This window comes from Halogeometricum rufum, from assembly GCF_900112175.1.
Lineage (GTDB): Archaea > Halobacteriota > Halobacteria > Halobacteriales > Haloferacaceae > Halogeometricum > Halogeometricum rufum.
Genome location: NZ_FOYT01000001.1, coordinates 1,819,028 through 1,839,110 on the forward strand (window position 1 = coordinate 1,819,028; position 20,083 = coordinate 1,839,110).

General features: G+C 69.1%; 21 protein-coding genes. 7 read left to right on the plus strand and 14 right to left on the minus strand.

What is annotated here, in order from left to right; translation table 11 throughout:
• Positions 1–22: 22 nt before the first annotated feature.
• The 10 genes from pfkB to BM310_RS09390 form a co-directional block, all read right to left on the minus strand.
• Positions 23–952, minus strand: coding sequence for a 1-phosphofructokinase (pfkB, locus tag BM310_RS09345; RefSeq protein ID WP_089806817.1), 930 nt, complete (start codon positions 950–952; stop codon positions 23–25).
• Positions 949–1,716, minus strand: a complete 768-nt coding sequence (gene glpR, locus BM310_RS09350) for an HTH-type transcriptional regulator GlpR (protein WP_089806819.1) — start codon at positions 1,714–1,716, stop codon at positions 949–951. The genes pfkB and glpR overlap by 4 nt, the downstream gene beginning before the upstream one ends.
• 175 nt (positions 1,717–1,891) lie before the next feature.
• Positions 1,892–2,860: a 3-isopropylmalate dehydrogenase gene (leuB, locus tag BM310_RS09355; RefSeq protein WP_089806821.1), complete on the minus strand. Its 969-nt coding sequence runs from the start codon at positions 2,858–2,860 to the stop codon at positions 1,892–1,894.
• Positions 2,853–3,467, minus strand: a complete 615-nt coding sequence (gene leuD / locus BM310_RS09360) for a 3-isopropylmalate dehydratase small subunit (RefSeq protein ID WP_089806824.1) — start codon at positions 3,465–3,467, stop codon at positions 2,853–2,855. The genes leuB and leuD overlap by 8 nt, the downstream gene beginning before the upstream one ends.
• Positions 3,464–4,885, minus strand: a complete 1,422-nt coding sequence (gene leuC, locus BM310_RS09365; protein WP_089806825.1) for a 3-isopropylmalate dehydratase large subunit — start codon at positions 4,883–4,885, stop codon at positions 3,464–3,466. Before leuC ends, leuD begins: the two co-directional genes overlap by 4 nt.
• Positions 4,878–5,102, minus strand: a complete 225-nt coding sequence (locus tag BM310_RS09370; RefSeq protein ID WP_089806827.1) for a hypothetical protein — start codon at positions 5,100–5,102, stop codon at positions 4,878–4,880. The genes leuC and BM310_RS09370 overlap by 8 nt, the downstream gene beginning before the upstream one ends.
• Positions 5,103–5,108: 6 nt before the next feature.
• The gene (gene ilvC / locus BM310_RS09375; protein ID WP_089806829.1) at positions 5,109–6,158 is read right to left on the minus strand and encodes a ketol-acid reductoisomerase; all 1,050 of its coding nucleotides are present in this window, start codon (positions 6,156–6,158) and stop codon (positions 5,109–5,111) included.
• Positions 6,151–6,843: an acetolactate synthase small subunit gene (gene ilvN / locus BM310_RS09380; RefSeq protein ID WP_089806831.1), complete on the minus strand. Its 693-nt coding sequence runs from the start codon at positions 6,841–6,843 to the stop codon at positions 6,151–6,153. The genes ilvC and ilvN overlap by 8 nt, the downstream gene beginning before the upstream one ends.
• Positions 6,840–8,585: a biosynthetic-type acetolactate synthase large subunit gene (gene ilvB / locus BM310_RS09385; RefSeq protein WP_089806833.1), complete on the minus strand. Its 1,746-nt coding sequence runs from the start codon at positions 8,583–8,585 to the stop codon at positions 6,840–6,842. The genes ilvN and ilvB overlap by 4 nt, the downstream gene beginning before the upstream one ends.
• Before the next feature lie 370 nt (positions 8,586–8,955).
• Positions 8,956–10,212 carry a LeuA family protein gene (locus BM310_RS09390; RefSeq protein ID WP_394328050.1) on the minus strand — a complete coding sequence of 419 codons (1,257 nt, stop codon included), beginning with the start codon at positions 10,210–10,212 and terminating at the stop codon, positions 8,956–8,958.
• Between the two features lie 344 nt (positions 10,213–10,556).
• On the opposite strand from BM310_RS09390, the gene BM310_RS09395 reads away from it, so the two are divergent.
• Positions 10,557–10,844, plus strand: a complete 288-nt coding sequence (locus tag BM310_RS09395; protein WP_089806835.1) for a DUF5779 family protein — start codon at positions 10,557–10,559, stop codon at positions 10,842–10,844.
• Positions 10,845–10,928: 84 nt separating this feature from the next.
• Here BM310_RS09395 and BM310_RS09400 read toward each other — a convergent pair whose 3' ends face one another.
• A complete protein-coding gene (locus tag BM310_RS09400) occupies positions 10,929–11,699 on the minus strand; it encodes a VOC family protein (protein ID WP_089806837.1) in 771 nt (256 codons plus the stop codon).
• Positions 11,700–11,880: 181 nt separating this feature from the next.
• Here BM310_RS09400 and BM310_RS09405 point away from each other — a divergent pair, with 181 nt between their 5' ends.
• Together BM310_RS09405 and BM310_RS09410 are read left to right on the plus strand one after the other, a co-directional pair.
• Positions 11,881–12,567: a hypothetical protein gene (locus BM310_RS09405; RefSeq protein ID WP_177232572.1), complete on the plus strand. Its 687-nt coding sequence runs from the start codon at positions 11,881–11,883 to the stop codon at positions 12,565–12,567.
• A 99-nt stretch (positions 12,568–12,666) separates the two neighbouring features.
• Positions 12,667–13,086 carry a hypothetical protein gene (locus BM310_RS09410; protein ID WP_089806839.1) on the plus strand — a complete coding sequence of 140 codons (420 nt, stop codon included), beginning with the start codon at positions 12,667–12,669 and terminating at the stop codon, positions 13,084–13,086.
• 78 nt (positions 13,087–13,164) lie between these two features.
• Here the strand turns inward: BM310_RS09410 and BM310_RS09415 are convergent, their stop codons facing one another.
• Complete coding sequence (locus tag BM310_RS09415) at positions 13,165–13,377, minus strand: ribbon-helix-helix domain-containing protein (RefSeq protein ID WP_006054834.1); 213 nt, start codon at positions 13,375–13,377, stop codon at positions 13,165–13,167.
• Positions 13,378–13,473: 96 nt separating this feature from the next.
• On the opposite strand from BM310_RS09415, the gene BM310_RS09420 reads away from it, so the two are divergent.
• Positions 13,474–13,800, plus strand: coding sequence for a DUF5789 family protein (locus BM310_RS09420; protein WP_089806841.1), 327 nt, complete (start codon positions 13,474–13,476; stop codon positions 13,798–13,800).
• A gap of 141 nt (positions 13,801–13,941) precedes the next feature.
• Here the strand turns inward: BM310_RS09420 and aglJ are convergent, their stop codons facing one another.
• Positions 13,942–14,856, minus strand: coding sequence for an S-layer glycoprotein N-glycosyltransferase AglJ (aglJ, locus tag BM310_RS09425; RefSeq protein ID WP_089806843.1), 915 nt, complete (start codon positions 14,854–14,856; stop codon positions 13,942–13,944).
• Positions 14,857–15,039: 183 nt separating this feature from the next.
• On the opposite strand from aglJ, the gene BM310_RS09430 reads away from it, so the two are divergent.
• From BM310_RS09430 to BM310_RS09440, 3 genes are read left to right on the plus strand one after another with little or no spacing between them, the layout of a single operon-like run.
• Positions 15,040–16,194: a glycosyltransferase gene (locus BM310_RS09430; RefSeq protein ID WP_089806845.1), complete on the plus strand. Its 1,155-nt coding sequence runs from the start codon at positions 15,040–15,042 to the stop codon at positions 16,192–16,194.
• A gap of 16 nt (positions 16,195–16,210) precedes the next feature.
• Positions 16,211–17,281 carry a glycosyltransferase family 4 protein gene (locus tag BM310_RS09435; protein ID WP_089806847.1) on the plus strand — a complete coding sequence of 357 codons (1,071 nt, stop codon included), beginning with the start codon at positions 16,211–16,213 and terminating at the stop codon, positions 17,279–17,281.
• Positions 17,278–18,642, plus strand: a complete 1,365-nt coding sequence (locus tag BM310_RS09440; RefSeq protein WP_089806849.1) for a sulfatase — start codon at positions 17,278–17,280, stop codon at positions 18,640–18,642. The genes BM310_RS09435 and BM310_RS09440 overlap by 4 nt, the downstream gene beginning before the upstream one ends.
• Positions 18,643–18,658: 16 nt before the next feature.
• Here the strand turns inward: BM310_RS09440 and BM310_RS09445 are convergent, their stop codons facing one another.
• Positions 18,659–20,056, minus strand: coding sequence for a sulfatase (locus tag BM310_RS09445; RefSeq protein WP_089806851.1), 1,398 nt, complete (start codon positions 20,054–20,056; stop codon positions 18,659–18,661).
• Positions 20,057–20,083: the final 27 nt, after the last annotated feature.

Genomic DNA, 20,083 nt, shown 5'->3' on the forward strand with positions numbered 1-20,083 from the left:
CGCAAACCGGACCCAGCGAGCATCAGGGACGCGCCGCGGAGAGCGTCACGTCGTCCCTGTCGTCGAAGATGCCGTCGAAGTCGGGGACGCTGGTTCCCGACGCGGCGACGACGCGCGACGCGACGGTGACGCCCGTCTTCAGCGCCGTCCGTTCGGACTCCCCTCGCGTGAGTCCGGCGAGGAAGCCCGAGAGGAGAGCGTCGCCCGCGCCGACGGTGTCGACGACGTCCGCGGGGACGGCGGGCGCGTGGTACGTGCCGGACTCGGCCGCCAACAGGGCGCCGTCCGGGCCGAGCGAGGCGACGACGAACCGGAACTTGCCGTCGCGGAGCGCCTGCGCCGCCGCCGCGCAGTCGGCCGTCGTCTCCACGGCCATCCCGGTGGCGACGGCGAGTTCGTCGCGGTTCGGCTTGCAGGCGAGGTAGGAGGCGTCGAGTTCGGCCAACGCCGCCCCGCCCATGTCGACGGCCGTCTCCCAGTCGCCCGCCGAGGCGAGTTCGTCCACGTCGTCCGTGGTGACGCCCTTCGGGAGACTGCCGGCGACGACGAGGCGGTCCGGCGCGCGTTCGCGGACGCGGTCGACCAGCGCCGTCACCTCCCCGTCGCGAACCGCCGGCCCGTCGTGGTTTATCTTGTACTCGCCCTCGGGGCCGAGAACGGTCGTGTTCAGGCGCGTTCGGTCGCCGATGTCGACGAAGTCGTTCGGGACGGCGTCCTCGTCGAGGCGGTCGCGAATCATCTTCCCGAACGGGCCGCCGAGGAACCCGGTCGCGGGGGCGTCCACGTCCAGTGCGGTGAGGTACTTCGAGACGTTGATTCCCTTCCCGCCGGCGTCGAACTTCGCGTCGTCCGTCCGGGCGACCGTCCCCGTCCGAAGCGGTTCGTCGACCCGGACGGTGTGGTCGACGGCGGGGTTGGCCGTCACCGTCAGCACGTCGTCGCCGTCGGTCATTCGGGCGGCACCTCCACGACGGTGACGCCCTCGTTCTCGAACGCCTGCCGCTCTCTCGGCGGCAACTCCTCGTCGGTGACGAACACGTCCACGTCGTGCACGTCGGCGAACTTCACGAACGAGCGCTTGCCGACCTTCGTCGCGTCGGCGACGAGGACGACGCGCGCGGACTTCTCGGTCATCAACTGCTTCATCCGCGCCTCGTCCTCGTTCGGCGTCGTCAGGCCGCCGTCGGCGTCGATGGCGTTCGTCCCCAGAAACAGGAGGTCGAAGTTCGTCCGCTCCATGAACGACTCCGCCGTCGGCCCGACGAGCGCACGGGTGCGACTGCGGAGCGTGCCGCCCGTGAGTTTCACGTCGTTCTCCTCCTTCCCGAGTTCGACGGCGAGGCGCGGCGAGTTCGTCACCGAGAGGATGGAGCCGTCTTTCGGCGCCTGTTTGGCCACCTCCATCGTCGTCGTCCCCGCGTCGAAGAAGACGACCTGTCCCTCGGCTATCTCCGCGACGGCGCGGTCGGCTATCGCGCGCTTGCCGTCGAGGTTCTGTACCTCCTTCTGCCCGTACGTCTGTTCTTTGCCGACGGTCGTGACGGGCACCGCGCCGCCGTGCGACCGTTCGACGAGGCCGCGGTCCTCCAGTTCTCGGAGGTCACGCCGGATGGTGGCCTTCGAGTAGCCGAGTTCCTCGGCCAGGCCCTCGACGGACCGCCCGTCGTCCGCCGAGACGAGTTCCACGATTCGTCTTTTGCGCTCTGCGGGTAACATAGGCGTCAGTCGTGTTCGGCAGTAGCCCCTGTTCGTTGTTAATTGTTCGTGTTCGAGAATCGTTCAGTCCTGCACGTTTTGCGCGAGAAATACGCGCGAGCGTGCAGACCGAGGCCGAGCGCAGTCGCTCACGAACGGGGGAACGCAGAAGAGAGCGCCGCGAACGCGGGCGCGTTCAGTCGAGTCTGTCGATGACCGCCTGCGTCACGGCCTCCGTCGAGGCGTCGCCGCCCAGGTCGGCCGTGCGCGGGCCCTCCGCGAGGGTCGATTCGACCGCCTCGCGGACGGCCGCACCCTCGTCCTCGTAGCCCAGGTGTTCGAGCAGCATCGCCGCCGAGAGAATCGTCGCGGACGGGTTCGCGACGCCCTCGCCCGCGATGTCCGGCGCCGTCCCGTGGACGGGTTCGAACAGGGCGTTGTCGGGCCCGATGTTCGCCGACGGTAGGAGTCCGAGGCCGCCGACGAGTCCGGCCGCGAGGTCCGACAGCACGTCGCCCGCGAGGTTCGGGCAGACGACGACGTCGAACTGCGTCGGGTCCAGACAGACGCGCGTGGCGAAGGCGTCCATCAGCACTTCCTCCGTCTCGACGCCTCGTTCCTCGGCGACGGAGACGACGGCGTCGCGGAAGCGGCCGTCCGTCTCCCGCATCACGTTCGCCTTGTGCGCGACCTGAAAGCCGTCGGGCGCGTAGTCGCAGGCGAACTCGGCGAGTCGCTCGGAGGCCGAGGTGGTGACGACGCGCGTCAGCGTCGAGAGGTCCGCCGAGAGGCGGTCCTCGTGGCCCGAGTAGACGCCCTCGGTGTTCTCCCGGAGGAAGACGAGGTCCGTCTCCGGTCGAAGCGCGTTCACGCCGGGGTACGCCTTCGCCGGGCGGACGTTCACGAACGAGTCCACCGCCGTCCGGAGGGGCAGAATCACGTCCGCGGCCGTCTCGCCCGCCGCGCCGAACAGCGTGGCGTCGGCGTCGGCGACCACGTCGTACGTCTCCTGCGGGAGTGCCTCGCCGGTCCGCTCTTTCACCGCGTCGCCCGCCTCCGCCGCGACGAACTCGAAGTCGCCGACGGCGTCGAGGACGGACACCGCCGCCGGGACGACTTCCTTCCCGATGCCGTCGCCCTCGACGACGACTATCTCGTCAGTCATCGCTCTCCACGTAGGGGAGCGAGTCCACCGTGTCGCGGACCGCCTGCCGGTTCGACTTCATCAGCGCGGTGGTGTCCCACACGCCGTCGACGAGCGCTTTCCGCTGGGCGTCGTCCACGGTCACGTCGACGGTCTTCCCGCCGTAGGTGACCGTCTCGGCTTCCACGTCGACCTCGATGTCGCCGTCGGGGTTCTCCTCGACCCACGACTGCAGTTCCGAGATGGTCTCGTGGTCGGCGGTGACCGTCGGGATACCGAGGGCGAGGCAGTTGCCCGCGAAGATCTCGGCGAACGACTCGCCGACGATGGCGTCGATTCCCCAGCGCATCAGCGCCTGCGGGGCGTGTTCGCGCGAGGACCCGCAGCCGAAGTTCGCGTTGACCACCATCACCGAGGAGTCCTTGAACCGGTCCTCGTTCATCGGGTGGTCCTTGGGTTCGTCGTCGTCGTCGAACCGCAGGTCGAAGAAGGCGAACTGACCCAGTCCGTCGAAGGTGACCACCTTCATGAACCGGGCCGGGATTATCTGGTCGGTGTCGATGTCGTTCCCGCGGATGGGGATGCCCGTCCCCGAGACGTAGTCGACTTCGGGTATCTCCGTCGTCACGCCAGGTTCACCTCCTTCATCTCGCGCACGTCGCTCACTTCCCCGTTGACGGCCGCGGCGGCCACCATCCGGGGGTTCATCAGCACGGTGCGGCCGTCCTTCGACCCCTGCCGGCCGACGAAGTTGCGGTTCGACGAGGACGCGCAGGCCTCGTCTCCCTCCAGTTGGTCCTCGTTCATGCCGAGACACATCGAACAGCCGGCGTTGCGCCACTCGAAGCCGGCGTCCTCGAAGAGGTCCTTCAGGCCCTCCTCCTCGGCGGCCTTCTGGACGCGCTGGCTGCCGGGGACGACCATCGCGCGCACGTCGTCGTGGACCTGTCGGCCCTTCACGACGCGCGCGGCGCGGCGCAGGTCCGCGAGGCGCGCGTTCGTGCACGACCCGAGGAACGCCACGTCGATGGGGTAGCCCTGCATCGTCTCGCCGGGCGTCACGCGCATGTGTTCCTGTGCGCGCCGCGCGGTGTCGCGCTTGTCCGCCGGCAGGTCCTCGGGTGCCGGAATCGGTTCCGTGATGCCGACGCCCTGTCCGGGCGTGGTGCCCCACGTGACGACCGGTTCGAGTTCGTCGCCGTCGATGGTGACCACGTCGTCGTACTCGGCGTCCTCGTCGGAGCGGACGGACTCCCAGTACGGCTTCAGTCGCTCGAACTTCTCGGGGTCGTCGGCGAACTCGTCCGTCTCCGCCAACCACTCGTACGTCGTCTCGTCGGGGTTGACGTAGCCCGCGCGGGCCCCGCCCTCGATGGACATGTTGCAGATGGACATCCGGCCCTCCATGTCGAGGCTCTCGATGGCCCCGCCGGCGTACTCGTAGACGTAGCCGACGCCGCCGTCGGTGCCGAGCCGTCGGATTATCTCGAGGATGACGTCCTTCGCCTCGACGGCGTCGCCGAGTTCGCCCGTCACCTCTATCTTGCGGACCTGCTGCTTCTCCATGGCGATGCATCCGGTCGCCAGCACGTCGCGAATCTGCGAGGTGCCGATACCGAACGCGAGTGCGCCGAACGCGCCGTGCGTCGAGGTGTGGCTGTCGCCGCAGACGATGGTCATCCCGGGCTGGGTGATTCCCTGCTCGGGCCCGATGACGTGGACGATGCCCTGGTCGCCCGTCGTCGGGTCGTCGAACTCGATGCCCGCGTCGCGGACGTTCTGCTCCAACTCGGCCATCATCTCTTCGGCGGCGTCGTCGGCGTACGGCCGTGACTGGTCCGCCGTCGGGACGATGTGGTCCACCGTCGCGTGCGTCCGTTCGGGGAACGCCACCTCCATGTCGCGTTCGCGGAGCATGCCGAACGCCTGCGGACTGGTCACCTCGTGGATGAGGTGCAGGCCCACGAACAACTGCGTCTGTCCGGTGGGGAGCGTCGTGACGGCGTGGTTGTCCCACACCTTGTCGTACAGCGTTCCCTCACTCATCTACATCACCGTGGCCGCGGGTCCACACGTCGTTGACGTCGTCGCCCTCGCGCGGCGTGTGGTCCACGTCGCCCATGGTCTCCTCGTCGCTCGGTGCCTGCGTCTCGCCACCGTCCGCCATCGCCGGGCCGCGGCGGAACGAGTACCCGAACGTCTCCTCGGTGTGCGGGTTCGTGTGGCTCACGTCTCCCATCGTTCGCTCGTCTGTGTCTGTCATCGTCGGTCAGTCGTCCGCCGGCGCCTCCGCCGCCTCTTTGTCGTCCGCTTCGTCCTCGGCCCACGCGAACAGGTCGCGCAGAGGCGCGCCCACCTGTTCGATGTGGTGGTTCTCCTCGCGGTCCTTCAGTTGCGTGTAGGACGGCCGTCCGGCCTGGTTCTCGGCGATCCACTCGCGGGCGAACGTCCCGTTCTGGACCTCTTCGAGAATCTCTTCCATGTTCTCCCGGGCGTGGTCGTCCACGACGCGGTCACCGCGGGTGAGGCCGCCGTACTCGGCGGTGTCGGAGACGGAGTCCCACATCTCCTTGTGGCCGCCCTCGTACATCAGGTCCACGATGAGTTTCAGTTCGTTCAGGCACTCGAAGTACGCCATCTCCGGGGAGTAGCCCGCGTCGACGAGCGTCTCGTAGCCCTGCTTCACCAGCGAGGTGACGCCGCCGCAGAGGACGGCCTGTTCGCCGAACAGGTCGGTCTCGGTCTCCTCCTGGAACGTCGTCTCGATGACGCCCGCGCGGGTGCAGCCGATGGCGTGCGAGTACGCAAGCGCCTCCTCCTTGGCGTCGCCCGTCTCGTCCTGATAGACGGCGATGAGCCCCGGCGTCCCCTGGTCGCTCTCGTAGTTGCGGCGGACGAGGTGCCCCGGCGACTTCGGCGCGACCATCGTCACGTCAACGTCCTCCGGGGGACGAATCTGGTTGTAGTGGATGTTGAAGCCGTGGGCGAACTGGAGCGTGTCGCCCGCGTCGAGTTCGTCGCGAATCTCCTCGAACACCGCCGGCTGGACGGTGTCGGGGACGAGGACGGAGACGATGTCCGCCTCGGCGGCCGCGTCGACGGGCGTCGCCACGCGGAGGCCGTCGGCCTCGGCGGCGTCGCGCGAGGACGACCCCTCGCGCAGGCCGACCACTACGTCGACCCCGCTCTCGGCGAGGTTCTGCGCGTGGGCGTGGCCCTGACTGCCGTAGCCGAGGACGGCCACCGTCTTGTCGTCGATGTGCGTTCGGTCCGCGTCGTCGTCGTAGTATACTGTCGTGGTGAGTTCGTCGTCAGTCATCGTAGTTGGCTGGTGTGGTCGGTTCGCCGGAGGTGGCCGGTTCCTCTCCGGGGACGGTCGGTTGGTCGCCGCGCGCCAGCGCGGTCTGGCCCGTTCGGGCTATCTCGATGATGCCGAACTGGCGGAACGCGTCGATGGCGTCGTCTATCTTCTGTTCCCTGCCGGTGAGCTGGACCGTGATGGTCCGCGGGCCGGCGTCTAACGTCTCGCCCTCGTACATCTCCGTGATGGCGTGGACCTTGTCCGGTTCGTCGCCGCGGACCTTCAGGACGACCAACTCCGCGCGCACGGCGTCGTCGTCCAGTTCCCCGACGGCGATGACGGGCTTCAGCTTCGCCAACTGCTTCTCTATCTGGTCGATGCCGGGGTTCGACTCCTCGGCGACCATCGTGATGCGGGCGTGCCCCTCGACGGTGGTCGGGCCGACGGTCAGGCTCTCGATGTTGAACTGCCGCCGGGAGAACAGCCCCGCCACGCGCGACAGCACGCCGGGTTCGTTCTCGACCAGCGCGGAGATGACGGCGCGCCGCGTCGACGGTTCCGCCTCGACTTCGGGGTCGATGCGGATGCCCTGCGAGTTGCGCCGTCCCTCCGGGTGCGGCCGTTCGTCCGGTTCGGGGCCCTGCAGGCCGTGTTTGGGCAACTCTCCGTTCTGGTCCGCGTCGGTCGAATCCTCGGAACTCATAGCTGGTCCTCCGTCAGAGCGAACTTGCCGTTCGCGCCGCCCGAGGGGACCATCGGGTAGACGTTCTCCCGCGGGTCGATGTGGAAGTCGACGACCGACGGACCGTCGTACTCGATGGCCTCCTCGATGGCGTCGGCGACTTCGTCGTAGTCGTCGACGCGCCACCCGCGCGCGCCGAACGCCTCGGCGAGTTTGTCGAACTCGGGACACCAGTTGTACTCCGCGGCCATGTGTCGGCCCTCGAAGAAGGCGTCCTGCCACTGGCGCACCATGCCGATGTACTCGTTGTTCAGCACCGCGACGGTGATGTCCAACTCCTCGCGGACGGCGACGGAGAGTTCCTGAATCGTCATCAGGAACGACCCGTCACCGTCGACGCAGACGACTTCCTGGTCGTCGTCCGCGGCGAGGCGGGCGCCGATGGCCGCGGGCAGGCCGTAGCCCATCGTCCCCAGTCCGTGCGAAGACACCCACGTCCGCGGTTCGGTGAACGTCCAGTACTGCGCGGCCCACATCTGATGCTGGCCGACGCCGGTGGTGACGACGGCGCGGTCGGAGGTGGCCTCGTCCAGACACTCGACGACGAACTGCGGTTTCAGCGGTTCGTCATCGGGCGTCGCGTAGTCCATCGGGTACGCCTCCTTCCACGCGAGGCACTGCTCGCGCCACTCGCCGGCGTCGGGCGCGTTCGCGACTTCGGAGCCGAGTCGGTCGAGCGTCGTCGCCGCGTCGCCGACGACGGGGTAGTCCGCGTGGACGTTCTTCGATATCTCCGCGGGGTCGATGTCGACGTGGATGACCTCGGCTTCGGGCGCGAACGTGTCGATGCCGCCCGTCAGGCGGTCGTCGAAGCGCGTCCCGACCGCTATCAGCAGGTCGGTGTGCGTGATGGCCATGTTCGCGTAGCCGGTGCCGTGCATGCCCGCCCACGAGAGACACAGGTCGTCGTCCTCGGGGAACGCGCCGATGCCCGGCATCGTCGTGACCACGGGGATGCCGTTCTCGCGGGCGAACGTGCGCGCCTCGTCGGTGGCGTCCGCCTTGATGACGCCGCCCCCGAACAGGAGCAGGGGTCGCTCCGCCGCCTCTATCGCGCGGGCCGCGTCCGCGACGGCTTCCTTGTCGGGTTCGGTCTGGGGCGTCGTGGTCTTCGGCGTCTCCGCCGGACCGGGTTCGCGGTCCGTCTCGCCGAGCGTCACGTCCTTCGGCAGGTCGACCAGCGTCGGACCCGGCCGACCCTCGTCGGCCAGCGCGAACGCCTCGCCGACGGTGTCGCCGACGGAGTCGGCGTCGGCGGCGAAGTAGTTGTGCTTCGTGATGGGCGTCGTGACGCCGATGGTGTCCGTCTCCTGGAACGCGTCGGAGCCGACCATCGCCGACGGCACCTGCCCGGTCAGGGCGAGGACGCCGTCGGAGTCCATGTTGGCGTCGGCGATGCCGGTGACGAGGTTCGTCGCCCCCGGCCCCGACGTGGCGAGGCAGACGCCCGGTTCGTTGCGGACGACGCCGAACGCGTCCGCGGCGTGCGCCGCGCCCTGTTCGTGCGCCATCGTGACGTGGCGGATGCCGGAGTCGTAGAGCGCGTCGTAGACGGGCATGATGGCCCCGCCCTGCACGCCGAAGGCCGCCTCGGCGCCGGCGTTCTCGAGGGCGCGGACGACGGACGCAGCGCCCGTCGTGACGGGCGTCGGCTCGTCCGCCGCCTCCTCGTCGTCCGGTTTCGGCGGCGCGGGTTCGCTCATCGGTCACCTCCGTTCGGTGTGGTCGTCTGTCGGTACGGTCGTCGGTCGCGTGTACGGTCTGGGTTGTCCATCTGCGTGGTCTGGGAATCTCTCTGCGGCGGTGTGCCGTGCGAAACGTCGAACGTCGAGCGTGTGAGGATGGAAGGGGCTAGGCGGCCCCTACGATAATGAGCGACCGGACAGCGACCCCGTCGGTGGCGCGTCCCCACTGTGCGGGGGCGGCCGACCCGGTGACGGTCTGCTGTCGCATCGTGTGCGGTCGATTCTCTCGCACCGTAATCAACGTTTCGCGCGGCGCAACGATTGCTGCCGCTCGGTCGGTGGATGCGCACCCGCTGCTCACCGTCGCGAGCGAACGGGGCGCGGGGCATCAGGCTCGGACCTCCTCGTGCTCGGAGTCGTCCTCGTGGTCGACGCCCACGTCGTCGGCGATGCGCGTCAGTACGTCGGTCGTCACGCGCTCTTTCTCCGCGCCGGTGTCCTTCACGCGTCGGGTCACCGCGCGGACCTCGCCGTCGTCCGGTCGGAACCCGGCGTCCTCCAGTCGCTTGCGGACGGAGTGCGCGCCGGTGTGTTTGCCGAGCACGAACTCGCGTTCGGCGCCGACCATCTCGGGGGTCATCACGCCCGGCTCGAACGTGTCCGAGTTCTCGATGACGCCGGCCGCGTGGATGCCGCTCTCGTGGCTGAAGGCGTTGCGCCCGACGACCGGCTTGTTCGCCGGCACCGGGATGTCGCTCGCCTCCTCGACGATGCGCGACAGTTCCGTGATGCGTTTGGTGTCGATTCCCGTGTCGACGTCGTACAGGGACTCCGCCGACATGACGACCTCCTCGTAGGCGGCGTTGCCCGCGCGTTCGCCGATGCCGTTGACGGACACCTGCGCCTGCGCGGCGCCGGCCTCGAAGCCCGCCATGGCGTTCGCAGTGGCCAGTCCGAAGTCGTCGTGCGCGTGCACGTCGATGTGCGCGTCGGTGTGCTGGCGGACTTCGCGGACGAGGTCCGCGAAGCGCGTCGGCGTGGCGACGCCGCACGTGTCCGGGATGTTCACCCAGTCGACGCCGGCGTCGTCCACCGCGGACAGAATCTCGCCGAGGAACTCCACGTCGGTTCGGGTGGCGTCCATCGGGGAGAACATGACCTCCACGCCGGCGTCTTTCACTCGTTCGACACTCTCGACTGCGCGCTCGACCGCCTCCTCCTTGGAGGCGTGCATCGAGTCGGCCAACTGCACGTCGCTGGTGCTGACGAAGACGTGGACCATCCCCACTCCCGCGTCGAGAGCGGCCTCCACGTCCTTGTCGACGACGCGAGCCAGCCCACAGACGGTCGTGTCCGTGGCGGCGGCGATGTCGCTGACTGCCTCGAACTCCGCGTCCGAGTTGACCGGGAAGCCCGCCTCGATGACGTGCGTCCCCATCTCGTCTAGCGTCGCCGCGATGTCGCGCTTCTCCTCGTAACTGAACGAGGTGCGTGGCGACTGCTCGCCGTCGCGCAGCGTCGTGTCGAAAATCCGTACACCGTCAATCTCCGATTCAGTAATGTGGGCTAACGTGCCCTGGAAGAACTCGACCCGCCGGGGAGCCCGACGAAGTGTCCTCCGTGTGTCGTTGAGACATCGTATCACATCCGAGCCGCCGGGACGTATAAAAGCATTTCCCTGCGACAGCCTCACGAACGGTACACAGTATCTCGCGGTGGCCGGTCGAATCGGCGAAACCGCACGACTTAAACGCGTGCCATTGAGTGGAAGGAATACATATGTCCTTATATCGACTCGGCGACCAGACGTGTTAGCACGGCGTAGTCTCTGAAATTTTCGCCGTGTAATTTGTGAATTGAAGGTTCCGTCGGCTCGCGCGCGCCCCGCAGTGGACGAACGTGGACCCCCGGTCGGGGGCCCGCGCCCGCGGCGTCGAGAACCCGGGTCGCACCGAACCCTTTTCGTCCCCCTCCGCAATGAGAGCGGGTATGAGCGATTTCAACCTCGACCTCTCGTCGGCCGAGGAACATCTCGACGAGGAGGAAGTGACCGGCGACGTGATTCTGGGCGTCCTCGACGGCGAGACGGACCCGCAGGAGTGGATCGCCGCCGTCGACGACGGGAACGTCCTGTTCCTCGCCGTCGAGGGCGACCTGAACGAACTCGCCACCGGGTTCGCACGCGAGATAAAGGACATGGACGGCCAACTGATGCACTTCCGGAAGTTCCTCGTCGTGACGCCGCCGGGCGTGAACATCGACACCGACCGACTCTGACGGACGCCCGCGTCGTCGTCCCGTATCCGACCCGCCGAACGCGACGGCACGCAGGTGACCCGCCGAACGCGCCGACCGCGCCGGTCAGCAGTCGGTGACGAACGTGAGGACGTGGCCGTCGGCGTCGCGCACGCGAAGTCCCTCCGTGTCGCCACCCACCGCCGCGCCGTCACCCGTCTCCGCGCCATCGTCTGCGCCGCCGCCGACTACCTCGGGGCCGGCGGCCCACGGTCCGCCCGCCTCCACCGCCGCCCGCGGGTCGTCGGTCCGGAACGTCAGGTCCACGTGCAGTCCGCCCCGAGCGTCGGCGATTCCCAACTGCGGTTCCCACAGTTCGAGGTCCACGGGTCCGGAGAGGCGCACGCGCGGCCGTTCCTCCCCCCTGTCGGACACCTCGAAGCCGAGCGAACGAAACTGCGCCTCGGCGCGTTCGAGGTCGGTCACCTCCAGCACCACCTCGAAGATGCCCGTCAGCGGTCGCGTCGCGGACGCCGACCCCGCGTCCTCGGGCACCGCGTCGTCGACGCCGCCGATTTCGACGCAGTTGCCGTCGGGGTCGTAGACGTACAGCGACCGGGAACTGCCGAAGCTGAACTCGACGGGATCGAGGTCCGACAGCGACGCCAGCCAGTCGTCGTACGCCTCGCGCGTGGTCGAGAACGCGTAGTGCGTGTGGACGCCGCCGCGCGGGGTCGAGACGGGGCGGCGGAGGACGACCGTCGTCTCGCCGACGGCGTAGGCGACGGCCGCGTCGGACTCGGCCACGGGCGCGAGTCCGAGGCGCGTCTCGTAGAACTCCCGGGCCGCCCCGAGATACTTGGCCTCCAGACCGAGACGACAGAGACGGGTGAGCATGGCCGTCCTACGGGTCGGGGGCTGAAATATCGTCCCGTCCCCGCGGACGCGACGTGCACGGGAGCGACCGCCCCGAGGGCCCGACGACGCGGCGCGCGACCCGCCCGGTAAAGCACCTTCGGGACGGGCAACCCCTTCCACGGCGGGCGGATTTATCCCTCGTCGCCCCCCACAGGCAGGTATGCCGATGAAGGGTCGCGGGACGGCCGAGTATCGAGAGATAGACCGGTGGGACGGCGGCGTCGGCTGGCTCGCGTACCCCGACGAGGAGATGCAACGGGCGAGTCACGCCGTCGTCGGCGACGACGGCGGCGTCTGGCTGTTCGACCCCGTCGACTCCGAGGGCCTCGACGACCTCGTGGCGGAGTACGGCGAGGTGTCGGGCGTCGTCGTCGGGTTGGACCGACACGAACGCGACGCCGCGAAACTGGCGCGGCGACACGACGTGTCGGTGTACGTCGCAGACTGGATGACCGACGTCGCGGACGACATCGACGCGCCCGTCGAACGCTTCGGCCGCCGCCTCGCCGACTCCGGGTTCGACGCGTTCACCGTGCTGGACAAGTCCGTCCCGCCGTGGCAGGAGGTCGGCTTCTACCAGGAGTCGTCGGGAACGCTCGTCGTTCCGGAAGCCGTCGGGACGGCGTCGTACTTCTGCGCGCCGGGGGAACGCCTCGGCGTCCACCCGATGCTCCGCCCGTTCCCGCCGCGGCGCGTCCTGCGGCGGTTCGAACCGGACCGCGTCCTCGTCGGCCACGGCGCCGGCGTCACGGACGACGCGGCGACGGCGTTGCACGACGCCCTCGCCAACGCCCGGTCGAACCTCCCGGGCGCGTACCGGCGGGCGCTGGAGCGAATGCTGTCGTAGTGGGCGTAGAGCGGCCGAACCGCGGTCTGCGCTCCCGAGCGCCGACCCGGAGACGCTTCGACCCGGGCACGTTTTTAGGGCCGACGTACTACGGAGAGTGTGGTCTTCATCACGCGCGGGTTGCACGACGCCCTCCTCGACATGGCGTCCGAGGCCGAACCCGAACGGGTCACGGTGGTCCTCGCGACGACGCCGGCCGGGGAGTTCGAAGAGGAGTTGGACGTGGCATCGGAGACGCCGGTGCTGAGCCACTTCTACATGCCCGAGGCCGGGCAGTCCGTCCGGGCAGTGTTCGGGATGGACCTCGGGACGCCCGCCGGTCGCGGGCGCGCCAAGTTCGTCTCGCACCCGCAGGGGCCCGCCGAACCCACCCGGGAGGACGACTTCGCCGCCGCCGTCCTCGTGGCCGTCCCCCCGTGGGACGCCGAGTCGGTGGCCGCCTTCGACCGGTCGGGCAAGCGCCTGTCGCTCGACGTACTCGACGCCGACCCGCCGAAGGAGTCGCTGGTCGGCGACTGAACCGACCGGTCGCGGCCGGCAGGCGGGTGCCGACCGAACGGTGCGGACGCGGGCGTCCGCGGCGGCGGCCGGGGTCCCTCAGCGGTCGAGGTAGCCGAGGTCCGCCAGTTGCTCGGCGATGTCCTCGAACTGGGCTTCGGTGAGTTTGCCCTCTCGCTGGTGTTGGATGACGATGCTGCGGAGGAGGAACCGGACGAGGTCGCTCGTGCTGGAGAAACTCGTGCCTTCGATGGTCGTCTCGACGCGTTCGGCGAGGTCTTTCGGTATCGACACCGTGGTGTAGTCGGTCATCGTCGTACCGGCAGAAGGACCTCCCACCGGTTAACAGGTACGGACGGTCGGAGTCGTTCGGGGGTTTTTCAACGCGCGGCGTCCTAACGCTCGTTGATGGCCGCACGACCACCACCGCAGGACGACGACGAACCCGACTCGCTCGAGTTCGGCATCGCCGCACTCGCGAAGGACCTGTCGGAGGCGGACATAACCTACCCCGTCACCGCCGACGAACTCGTCCGCGAACTCGACGACGTCGCCGTGCCGTACAACGCCGCCGGAGGGACCGTTCGCCTCAGCGAAGCGCTCGAGTCGGTGCCGCAGTCTCGCTTCGCCAGCAAGGCGGAACTGCTCGACCACCTCCACCCGGTGTTCGAGGAGTACCGGCAGTCGGCGTCGAACAACATCCTCGGCCAACTCCGCGCGCTGCTCCCGTTCTGAAGCGGTCTCTCCCGCGTCGTCGTCGCGCCGCGCTCTCGGGCGTCGTCAGCGGCGTCGCCGGCCCCCGGCGTTGACGGCTGTGCGCCGGGCGTCTGTGACGTGCGAAGTCCCCGGCGTCGTCGGTTCGCGCGTTCCCGGTTCCTACCGGTCGAGTTCCTCGTCTATCTTCCGGAGCGTGTCGCGGTGCAGCGAGAGGATGAGGTCCGAGAGGACGCCGAACATCAGCAGTTGCACGCCGACGATGACGGCGAACGCCGCGACGACGGCCAGCACCTCGTGGGAGACGCGGACGGTCACCCACTCGATGCCGACGTAGGCGGCGATGATGACCCCCGTGAGCGTGGAGACGCCACCGACGCTCCCGAAGTAGAAGAGCGGGTTGTTCGTCTTCGCCCGGCGGTAGAGTTCGAGGAAGATGATGCCGCCGTCGCGGATGGGCCGCAGGTTCGTGTCCGACCCGGACGGGCGCGGCAGGTACGAGACGGGGACCACCGTCGTCTCGATGTTGCGCTTGACGCACTCGACGGCCATCTCCGTCTCGACGCCGAAGCCGTCGGCGGTGAGCGTCATCCGACCGAACGAGGCGCGCGTGAACGCGCGGTAGCCCGAGAGGATGTCCTCGAAGTCCTGCCCGTGGATGGTGGCGAACGCCCGGTTGACCACGCGGTTGCCGAACTGGTTGAACCGCGTCATCGCGCCGTCGCGCATGTCGGCGAACCGGTCGCCGATGACGTGTTCGTACCCCTCGTCCAGAGGTGCGAGCATCGCCTCGGCGTCCGCCGCGCGGTACGTCGCGTCGCCGTCCAGCATCAGGATGTACGGGGCGTCGACGTGGTACTCGACGGCCTCCCGGATGGCCTGCCCCTTCCCCGACCCCGACTGCATCACGACCCGCGCGCCGTGCTCCTCGGCGAGTTCGGCCGTCCCGTCCTCGGACCCGCCGTCGATGACGAGGACGTTCTCGAACCCCTCCTCGCGGAAGTCGTCGACGACGTCGCCGATGGTTTCGGCCTCGTTGTACGTCGGGATGAGGATGCAGACGTCGTCGTAGTCCATTAGGCAAAACTGCGACAGGGATCGGTAAAAGGGGTTGCGGAACGCCCCCGGCACCGTCTGCGGCCGAACGGCGTCCTCGGTCACCCGTCGATGAAGGGGCGTCCCCCGGCTGCCGCCGCGGCCCCCGCGACGGCCCGCCCGCCGACCGCGGGGATTTTTGTGCTGGTCCGCAAACCGCCGGTCATGCGAACGTACGTCCGCCGATTTCTCGGCGCAATCGCGGGGCTCGTCTCGCTGACGGGACTCCCGTATCTGCTGTACCTCGCGCTGTACGCCGTCTGGAAGCCCGAGGGGTCGCCCGCCGACAAGCGGCGGGCGGAACCGACGGTGAGCATCGTCCTGCCGACGTACAACGAGGAGCGAATCATCGAGAACAAACTCCGCGACGTGGTCTCCCTGGACTACCCGATGGAGAAGGTCGAAGTCGTCATCGTGGACTCCTCGGACGACGACACGCGCGACATCGTCCGGAACTTCTTCGCCGACCGGGAGGCGCCGACGCTGAACCTCATCGAGGAGGACGAACGCCGCGGCCTCGCGCCCGCCCTCAACGACGCGTACGCGGCCGCCGAGAACGAGATGGTCGTCAAGACGGACTGCGACTCGAAAGTCGCCGCCGACGCGCTTCGCGAGGCGGCCGCGAACCTCGCCGACCCCGACGTGGGCGCCGTGACCGGCCGCAACGTGGACGTCCTCGGCGGGAGCGACGTGGAGGAGGGCTACCGCGGCGTGCAGGCGAAGATTCAGACGCTGGAGTCGCACATCGACTCGACGCTCATCTTCCACGGGCCGTTCTCCGCGTTCGAGAACGACGACATCGTCCCCATCGACCCCGACTCCATCGCCGACGACACCGAACTCGCCCTCCTCATCCGCCGCAACGGCAAGCGCGTCCTGTTCGACCCGGACGTGCGCTACAAGGAGGCGTCGCACTCGGAGTTCGGCAAGCGCCGCACGCAGAAGGACCGCCGCGCGATGGGCCTGCTGCGACTCCTATTCCAGCACCGCGACGCCGTCGGCCGGCACGGCCTGTACGGCGGCGTCGTCCTCCCGTTCAACTGGTGGTTCATGGTCGTCTCGCCGTGGCTCCTCGCCGGCGCGGTGACGCTCTCGACGCTGTTCGGCCTCCTCGTCGCCGGCCCGTTCGGCCTCGCGGTGCCCGCGGCCGTCGGCGCGTTCACCCTCCTCGGGTCTCGCGACCTGTTGGGCCCGCTCCAGCCGTTCCACGCGGTGTTCGACACGCAGGTGTCGCTGCTGTTCGCCGCGGTAAAACTGCTCCGCGGCGAGGGGTCGGCCGTCTGGGAAGTGGACGAGGAACTGCGCGACGTGTACGAGTGAGCCGTCGGAGCCACCGATGAAGCTACTGCAGGTGACGCCGCGGTATCCGCCGCAGTCCGGCGGCGTGGAGACGCACGTCCGCGAGCTAGCCGAACGGCTGGTCGAACGCGGCCACGACGTGACCGTCCTCGCCGCCGACGCGGGCGACGGCGGTTTCCGGCGGGAGCGACGGAACGGCGTCCGGGTGCGCCGGTATCGGAGCCTCGCGCCCGGCGGCGCGATGCACGTCTGTCCGCAACTCGCGGCGGCGGTCCGCCGTGCCGACGCGGACGTCGTCCACGCGCACAACTACCACTCGTTCCCCCTCCTGTTCGCCGCCCTCGGCGCCGGCGACCGGCCGTTCGTCGTCACCACCCACTACCACGGCGCCAGCGCCGACTCGGTGCGCGACAGACTGCTCTCCGCGTACCGTCCCGTCGGCGGGTGGGCCGTCCGCCGCGCCGACGCAGCGATAGCGGTCAGCGAGTGGGAGCGGGAGCGGTTGGCGGCCGACTTCGGCGTCGAGGCGACGGTGGTGCCGAACGGACTGGACGTCGAGCGCTTCGCCGCGGCCGACCCGCCGGACCGCGACCGGCCGTATCTCCTCACCGTCGGACGGTTGGAGGAGTACAAAGGCGTCCAGCACGCGATTCGAGCGCTCGCGGACCTCCCCGACTACGACCTGCTCGTCGCCGGGAGCGGACCGTACCGCGAGGAGTTGGGCCGAATCGCCCGACGGGAGGGCGTCGACGACCGCGTCGAGTTCCTCGGCTACGTGGACGACGGCGCGCTGCCGGGACTGTACGCCGGCGCGGCCGTCTACCTGGCGCTGAGCGAGTTCGAGTCCTACGGCATGACCGTCGCCGAGGCCATCGCGGCGGGGACGCCCTGCGTCGTCCGCGAGTCGGGCGCGCTGGTCGACTGGGCCGGGCGGCGCGGGTGCGTCGGCGTCGACTCCGTCGCGCCGGCCCCCGTCGCGGCCGCCGTCGGGGCGGCGAGCGATGCGGTCCCGGACGCGTCGGCGCTCCTCGGTTGGGACGACGTCGCCGAGCGCCTCGCGTCGGAGTACAGAGCGCTTTTGTCGTCCGATGAAAAGGGGGACGCATGAACGTCCTGCTCGTCACCGTCGACTCGCTCCGCGCCGACCGCGTCAACGAGGAGGTCATGCCGTTCACCCGGTCGTTCGCCGACGACGCCCTGGAGTTCACCGAGTGCGTCGCCAACGGCCCGGCGACGCCCGCGTCGTTCCCCGCGATTCACGCGAGCCGCCACTTCGCGAGCATCGAGGGACTGGGCATCCCCGCCGAGGGCGGCGGCGTCGTCACCCTCGCCGAACGACTGCGCGACGCCGGCTACGCGACGAGCGGGTACACGGACAACCACTTCGCCAGCGGGTCGTACCACTTCGACCGCGGGTTCGACCGGATGCACGACGCCAGTAGCACCACCGAGGCGGGGAAGTTGAAGCAGTTCGTCCAGTCGAACCTCGACAAGGACGGCGCCCTGTTCAAGACGATAGAGCGGGTCTACACCCGCGTCGACGCGCTCTGGTCCACGACGACGGGCAACGAGAGCGAGTACGAACGCGCCGAGTCGCTCAACCGACGAACCCTCGACTGGATCGCCGAACGCGACGACGACGAGGACTGGTTCGTCTGGCTCCACTACATGGACGTCCACCACCCCTACGAGGCGCCCGACGAGTACCAGCGGCAGTTCCTCGACGACCCCGAGAGCGTCGCCGAGTGCCGCCGCCTCTCCCGGAAGGGGACGCACCACCCCGAGGAGATGACCGAGGAAGAGTGGGAGACGATACGCCGACTCTACGACGCCGAGTGCGCGTACACGGACGACCAGTTCGAGTCGCTGCTGTCCGAACTGGACGAACGCGGGATTCGCGACGACACCGTCGTCTGCCTCACCGCAGACCACGGCGAACTCGTCGGCGAACACGGCCACGCGGGCCACCCGCCGGAGTTCTGGGAGGGCATCGTCCGCGTGCCGTTCGTCGTGGACGGCGTCGACGAGACGGGGACGGTGGACGGGCAGGTCCGCCTCATCGACCTCCCACCGACGCTGACGGACGCCGTCGGCCTCGACGCGACGGCGGCGTGGCAGGGCGAGTCGGCGCTGGCCGTCGCGCGCGGCGACGCCGACGCCCGCGAGTTCGCCTTCGGCGACGTGGGCCGGCAGATAGACTACACGCGGAGCTACGTCCGCCGCGCCGACGGCTGGAAGCTGATGCGCCACGGCGACGACGGGGAGTTCCTCTACGACGTCCGCGCGACGCCCGCGGAGGCCCCCGAGGACAACCGCGTGGACGACTCGCCCCCCGAGTACGCCGACCTGACCGACCGACTGGACGAACATCAAGAGCGGATGGCCGCCCTGCGGAGCGGCGACGGCGGCGTCGACGAGGACGACGAGATGGTCGAACAGCACCTGCGCGAACTCGGCTACCTGGAGTAGCGGCCGCCCGGCGTTCTCAGAGGTAACCCAGGTCTTCGAGTCGCTGGCTCGCGCTCTCGTCCACGTCGATGCGGTCGATGCTCTCCGTCGACTCGTCGAACGAGTCGAGGTAGGCGTCCATCGTCTCCACCAACTCCTCCCGTCGCGGGTGGTCCGAGAGCGGCGGTCCGGCCTCGAACTCCTCCTCGGTCGTGTCGTACAGTTCGACGGACTCCCCCTGCCGAATCAGCTTCAGGTCGTCCACGTACAGGGCGTGCTGTCCGGCGGTGTCGTCGCCGTACCGGCTCCAACTCCACGACCCCGAGTAGTCCTGCGTGAGGACGTGCTCGTGGTCCGCGAAGACGCTCGGCACCTGCGCGTGGTCCGCGTCCGCGCCGACGAGTTCGGCGACGGTGGCGTACAGACCCAGCGTGTTGACGCGTCCGTCCCGGCGTCCCGGGTCCTCGTCCATCTCCGCCGGCGGCTTGACGACCAACGGGACGCGGACGCCGGGTTCGTACAGGTGACCGTGGCCCATCGCGCCGTACTCCCCCAGACACTCGCCGTGGTCGGCCGTTATCGCGAACAGCGTGTCGTCCCACTCGCCGCGCTCCTTCAGGTCGTCCACGAGGCGGCCGACGTGCCGGTCGAGGTAACGTATCGACCCGTCGTACAGGCGTTCGTGGACGTCCATCGAGTCCGCCGGATACTCGCCGTCGGGGTGCTGTTGGACGCCGACGTCGTCCACCCGGTCCTCGTCGACGAACCGGTAGCGGTCCGCTCGCGGAAGTTTGTAGAGGTGCCGGACGTCCTTCATGTGCGCCTCGCTGTAGTGGGCGTACAGGAACCACGGCTCCGAGGCGTCGTCGAAGAACCGCGTCGCCGCCCGCGTCGTCTCCGTCGCGCCGTTGTCGTCGTCAGCGCCGAACAACTCGAAGCGGAACTGGAGGCCGTTGCCGACGTGCGAGAGGAAGTTCCGGTCCAGCGACGCGCGGAGGAAGCTGAGGTAGCGCCGGTGACTCGGGAGGTGTTTGTGCTCGTTGAAGAACTTCCGGACGTTCATCCCCCGTTCGAACCGGTGTTCGACGGCGTCGAACCGGTCGACGCCCTGGTCGAACCCGAACCCGGGGGTGACGAACGGGTTCGTCGTCACCGCGCCCGTCTCGTGGCCGGCGTCCGCCAGCAGTTCCGGCAGGTGGGGCACGTCCACGTCGAGCGTCCCGCGCTGGCCGGCCCGGTGGTCGCCGGGGTACAGGCCGGTGAAGAGGGAGGCGGTGGAGTCGAGGGTGACGGGGGCGGGGGAGATGGCGCGTTCGAAGACGACCGACTCGTCGGCGACCGAGTCGATGTTCGGCGTCGTCGGACGGGAGTGGCCGTAGCAGGACAGATTGGCCGCTCTCACCGCGTCCAGGACGACGATGCAGACGTTGACCATTTAAATACTGCCTTCGGCGACGCCGAA

Excerpts from the sequence above, each read along its gene's own strand:
- BM310_RS09400 (WP_089806837.1), bottom strand. The coding sequence starts at position 11,699 with ATGCTCACCCGTCTCTGTCGTCTCGGTCTGGAGGCCAAGTATCTCGGG.
- ilvC (WP_089806829.1), bottom strand. The coding sequence starts at position 6,158 with ATGACTGACGACGAACTCACCACGACAGTATACTACGACGACGACGCG.
- BM310_RS09440 (WP_089806849.1), top strand. The coding sequence starts at position 17,278 with ATGAACGTCCTGCTCGTCACCGTCGACTCGCTCCGCGCCGACCGCGTC.
- BM310_RS09420 (WP_089806841.1), top strand. The coding sequence starts at position 13,474 with ATGGCCGCACGACCACCACCGCAGGACGACGACGAACCCGACTCGCTC.
- leuC (WP_089806825.1), bottom strand. The coding sequence starts at position 4,885 with ATGAGTGAGGGAACGCTGTACGACAAGGTGTGGGACAACCACGCCGTC.
- ilvB (WP_089806833.1), bottom strand. The coding sequence starts at position 8,585 with ATGAGCGAACCCGCGCCGCCGAAACCGGACGACGAGGAGGCGGCGGAC.
- ilvN (WP_089806831.1), bottom strand. The coding sequence starts at position 6,843 with ATGAGTTCCGAGGATTCGACCGACGCGGACCAGAACGGAGAGTTGCCC.
- BM310_RS09435 (WP_089806847.1), top strand. The coding sequence starts at position 16,211 with ATGAAGCTACTGCAGGTGACGCCGCGGTATCCGCCGCAGTCCGGCGGC.
- glpR (WP_089806819.1), bottom strand. The coding sequence starts at position 1,716 with ATGTTACCCGCAGAGCGCAAAAGACGAATCGTGGAACTCGTCTCGGCG.
- BM310_RS09395 (WP_089806835.1), top strand. The coding sequence starts at position 10,557 with ATGAGCGATTTCAACCTCGACCTCTCGTCGGCCGAGGAACATCTCGAC.
- leuB (WP_089806821.1), bottom strand. The coding sequence starts at position 2,860 with ATGACTGACGAGATAGTCGTCGTCGAGGGCGACGGCATCGGGAAGGAA.
- BM310_RS09370 (WP_089806827.1), bottom strand. The coding sequence starts at position 5,102 with ATGACAGACACAGACGAGCGAACGATGGGAGACGTGAGCCACACGAAC.
- pfkB (WP_089806817.1), bottom strand. The coding sequence starts at position 952 with ATGACCGACGGCGACGACGTGCTGACGGTGACGGCCAACCCCGCCGTC.
- BM310_RS09405 (WP_177232572.1), top strand. The coding sequence starts at position 11,881 with ATGCCGATGAAGGGTCGCGGGACGGCCGAGTATCGAGAGATAGACCGG.
- aglJ (WP_089806843.1), bottom strand. The coding sequence starts at position 14,856 with ATGGACTACGACGACGTCTGCATCCTCATCCCGACGTACAACGAGGCC.
- BM310_RS09445 (WP_089806851.1), bottom strand. The coding sequence starts at position 20,056 with ATGGTCAACGTCTGCATCGTCGTCCTGGACGCGGTGAGAGCGGCCAAT.
- BM310_RS09430 (WP_089806845.1), top strand. The coding sequence starts at position 15,040 with ATGCGAACGTACGTCCGCCGATTTCTCGGCGCAATCGCGGGGCTCGTC.
- BM310_RS09415 (WP_006054834.1), bottom strand. The coding sequence starts at position 13,377 with ATGACCGACTACACCACGGTGTCGATACCGAAAGACCTCGCCGAACGC.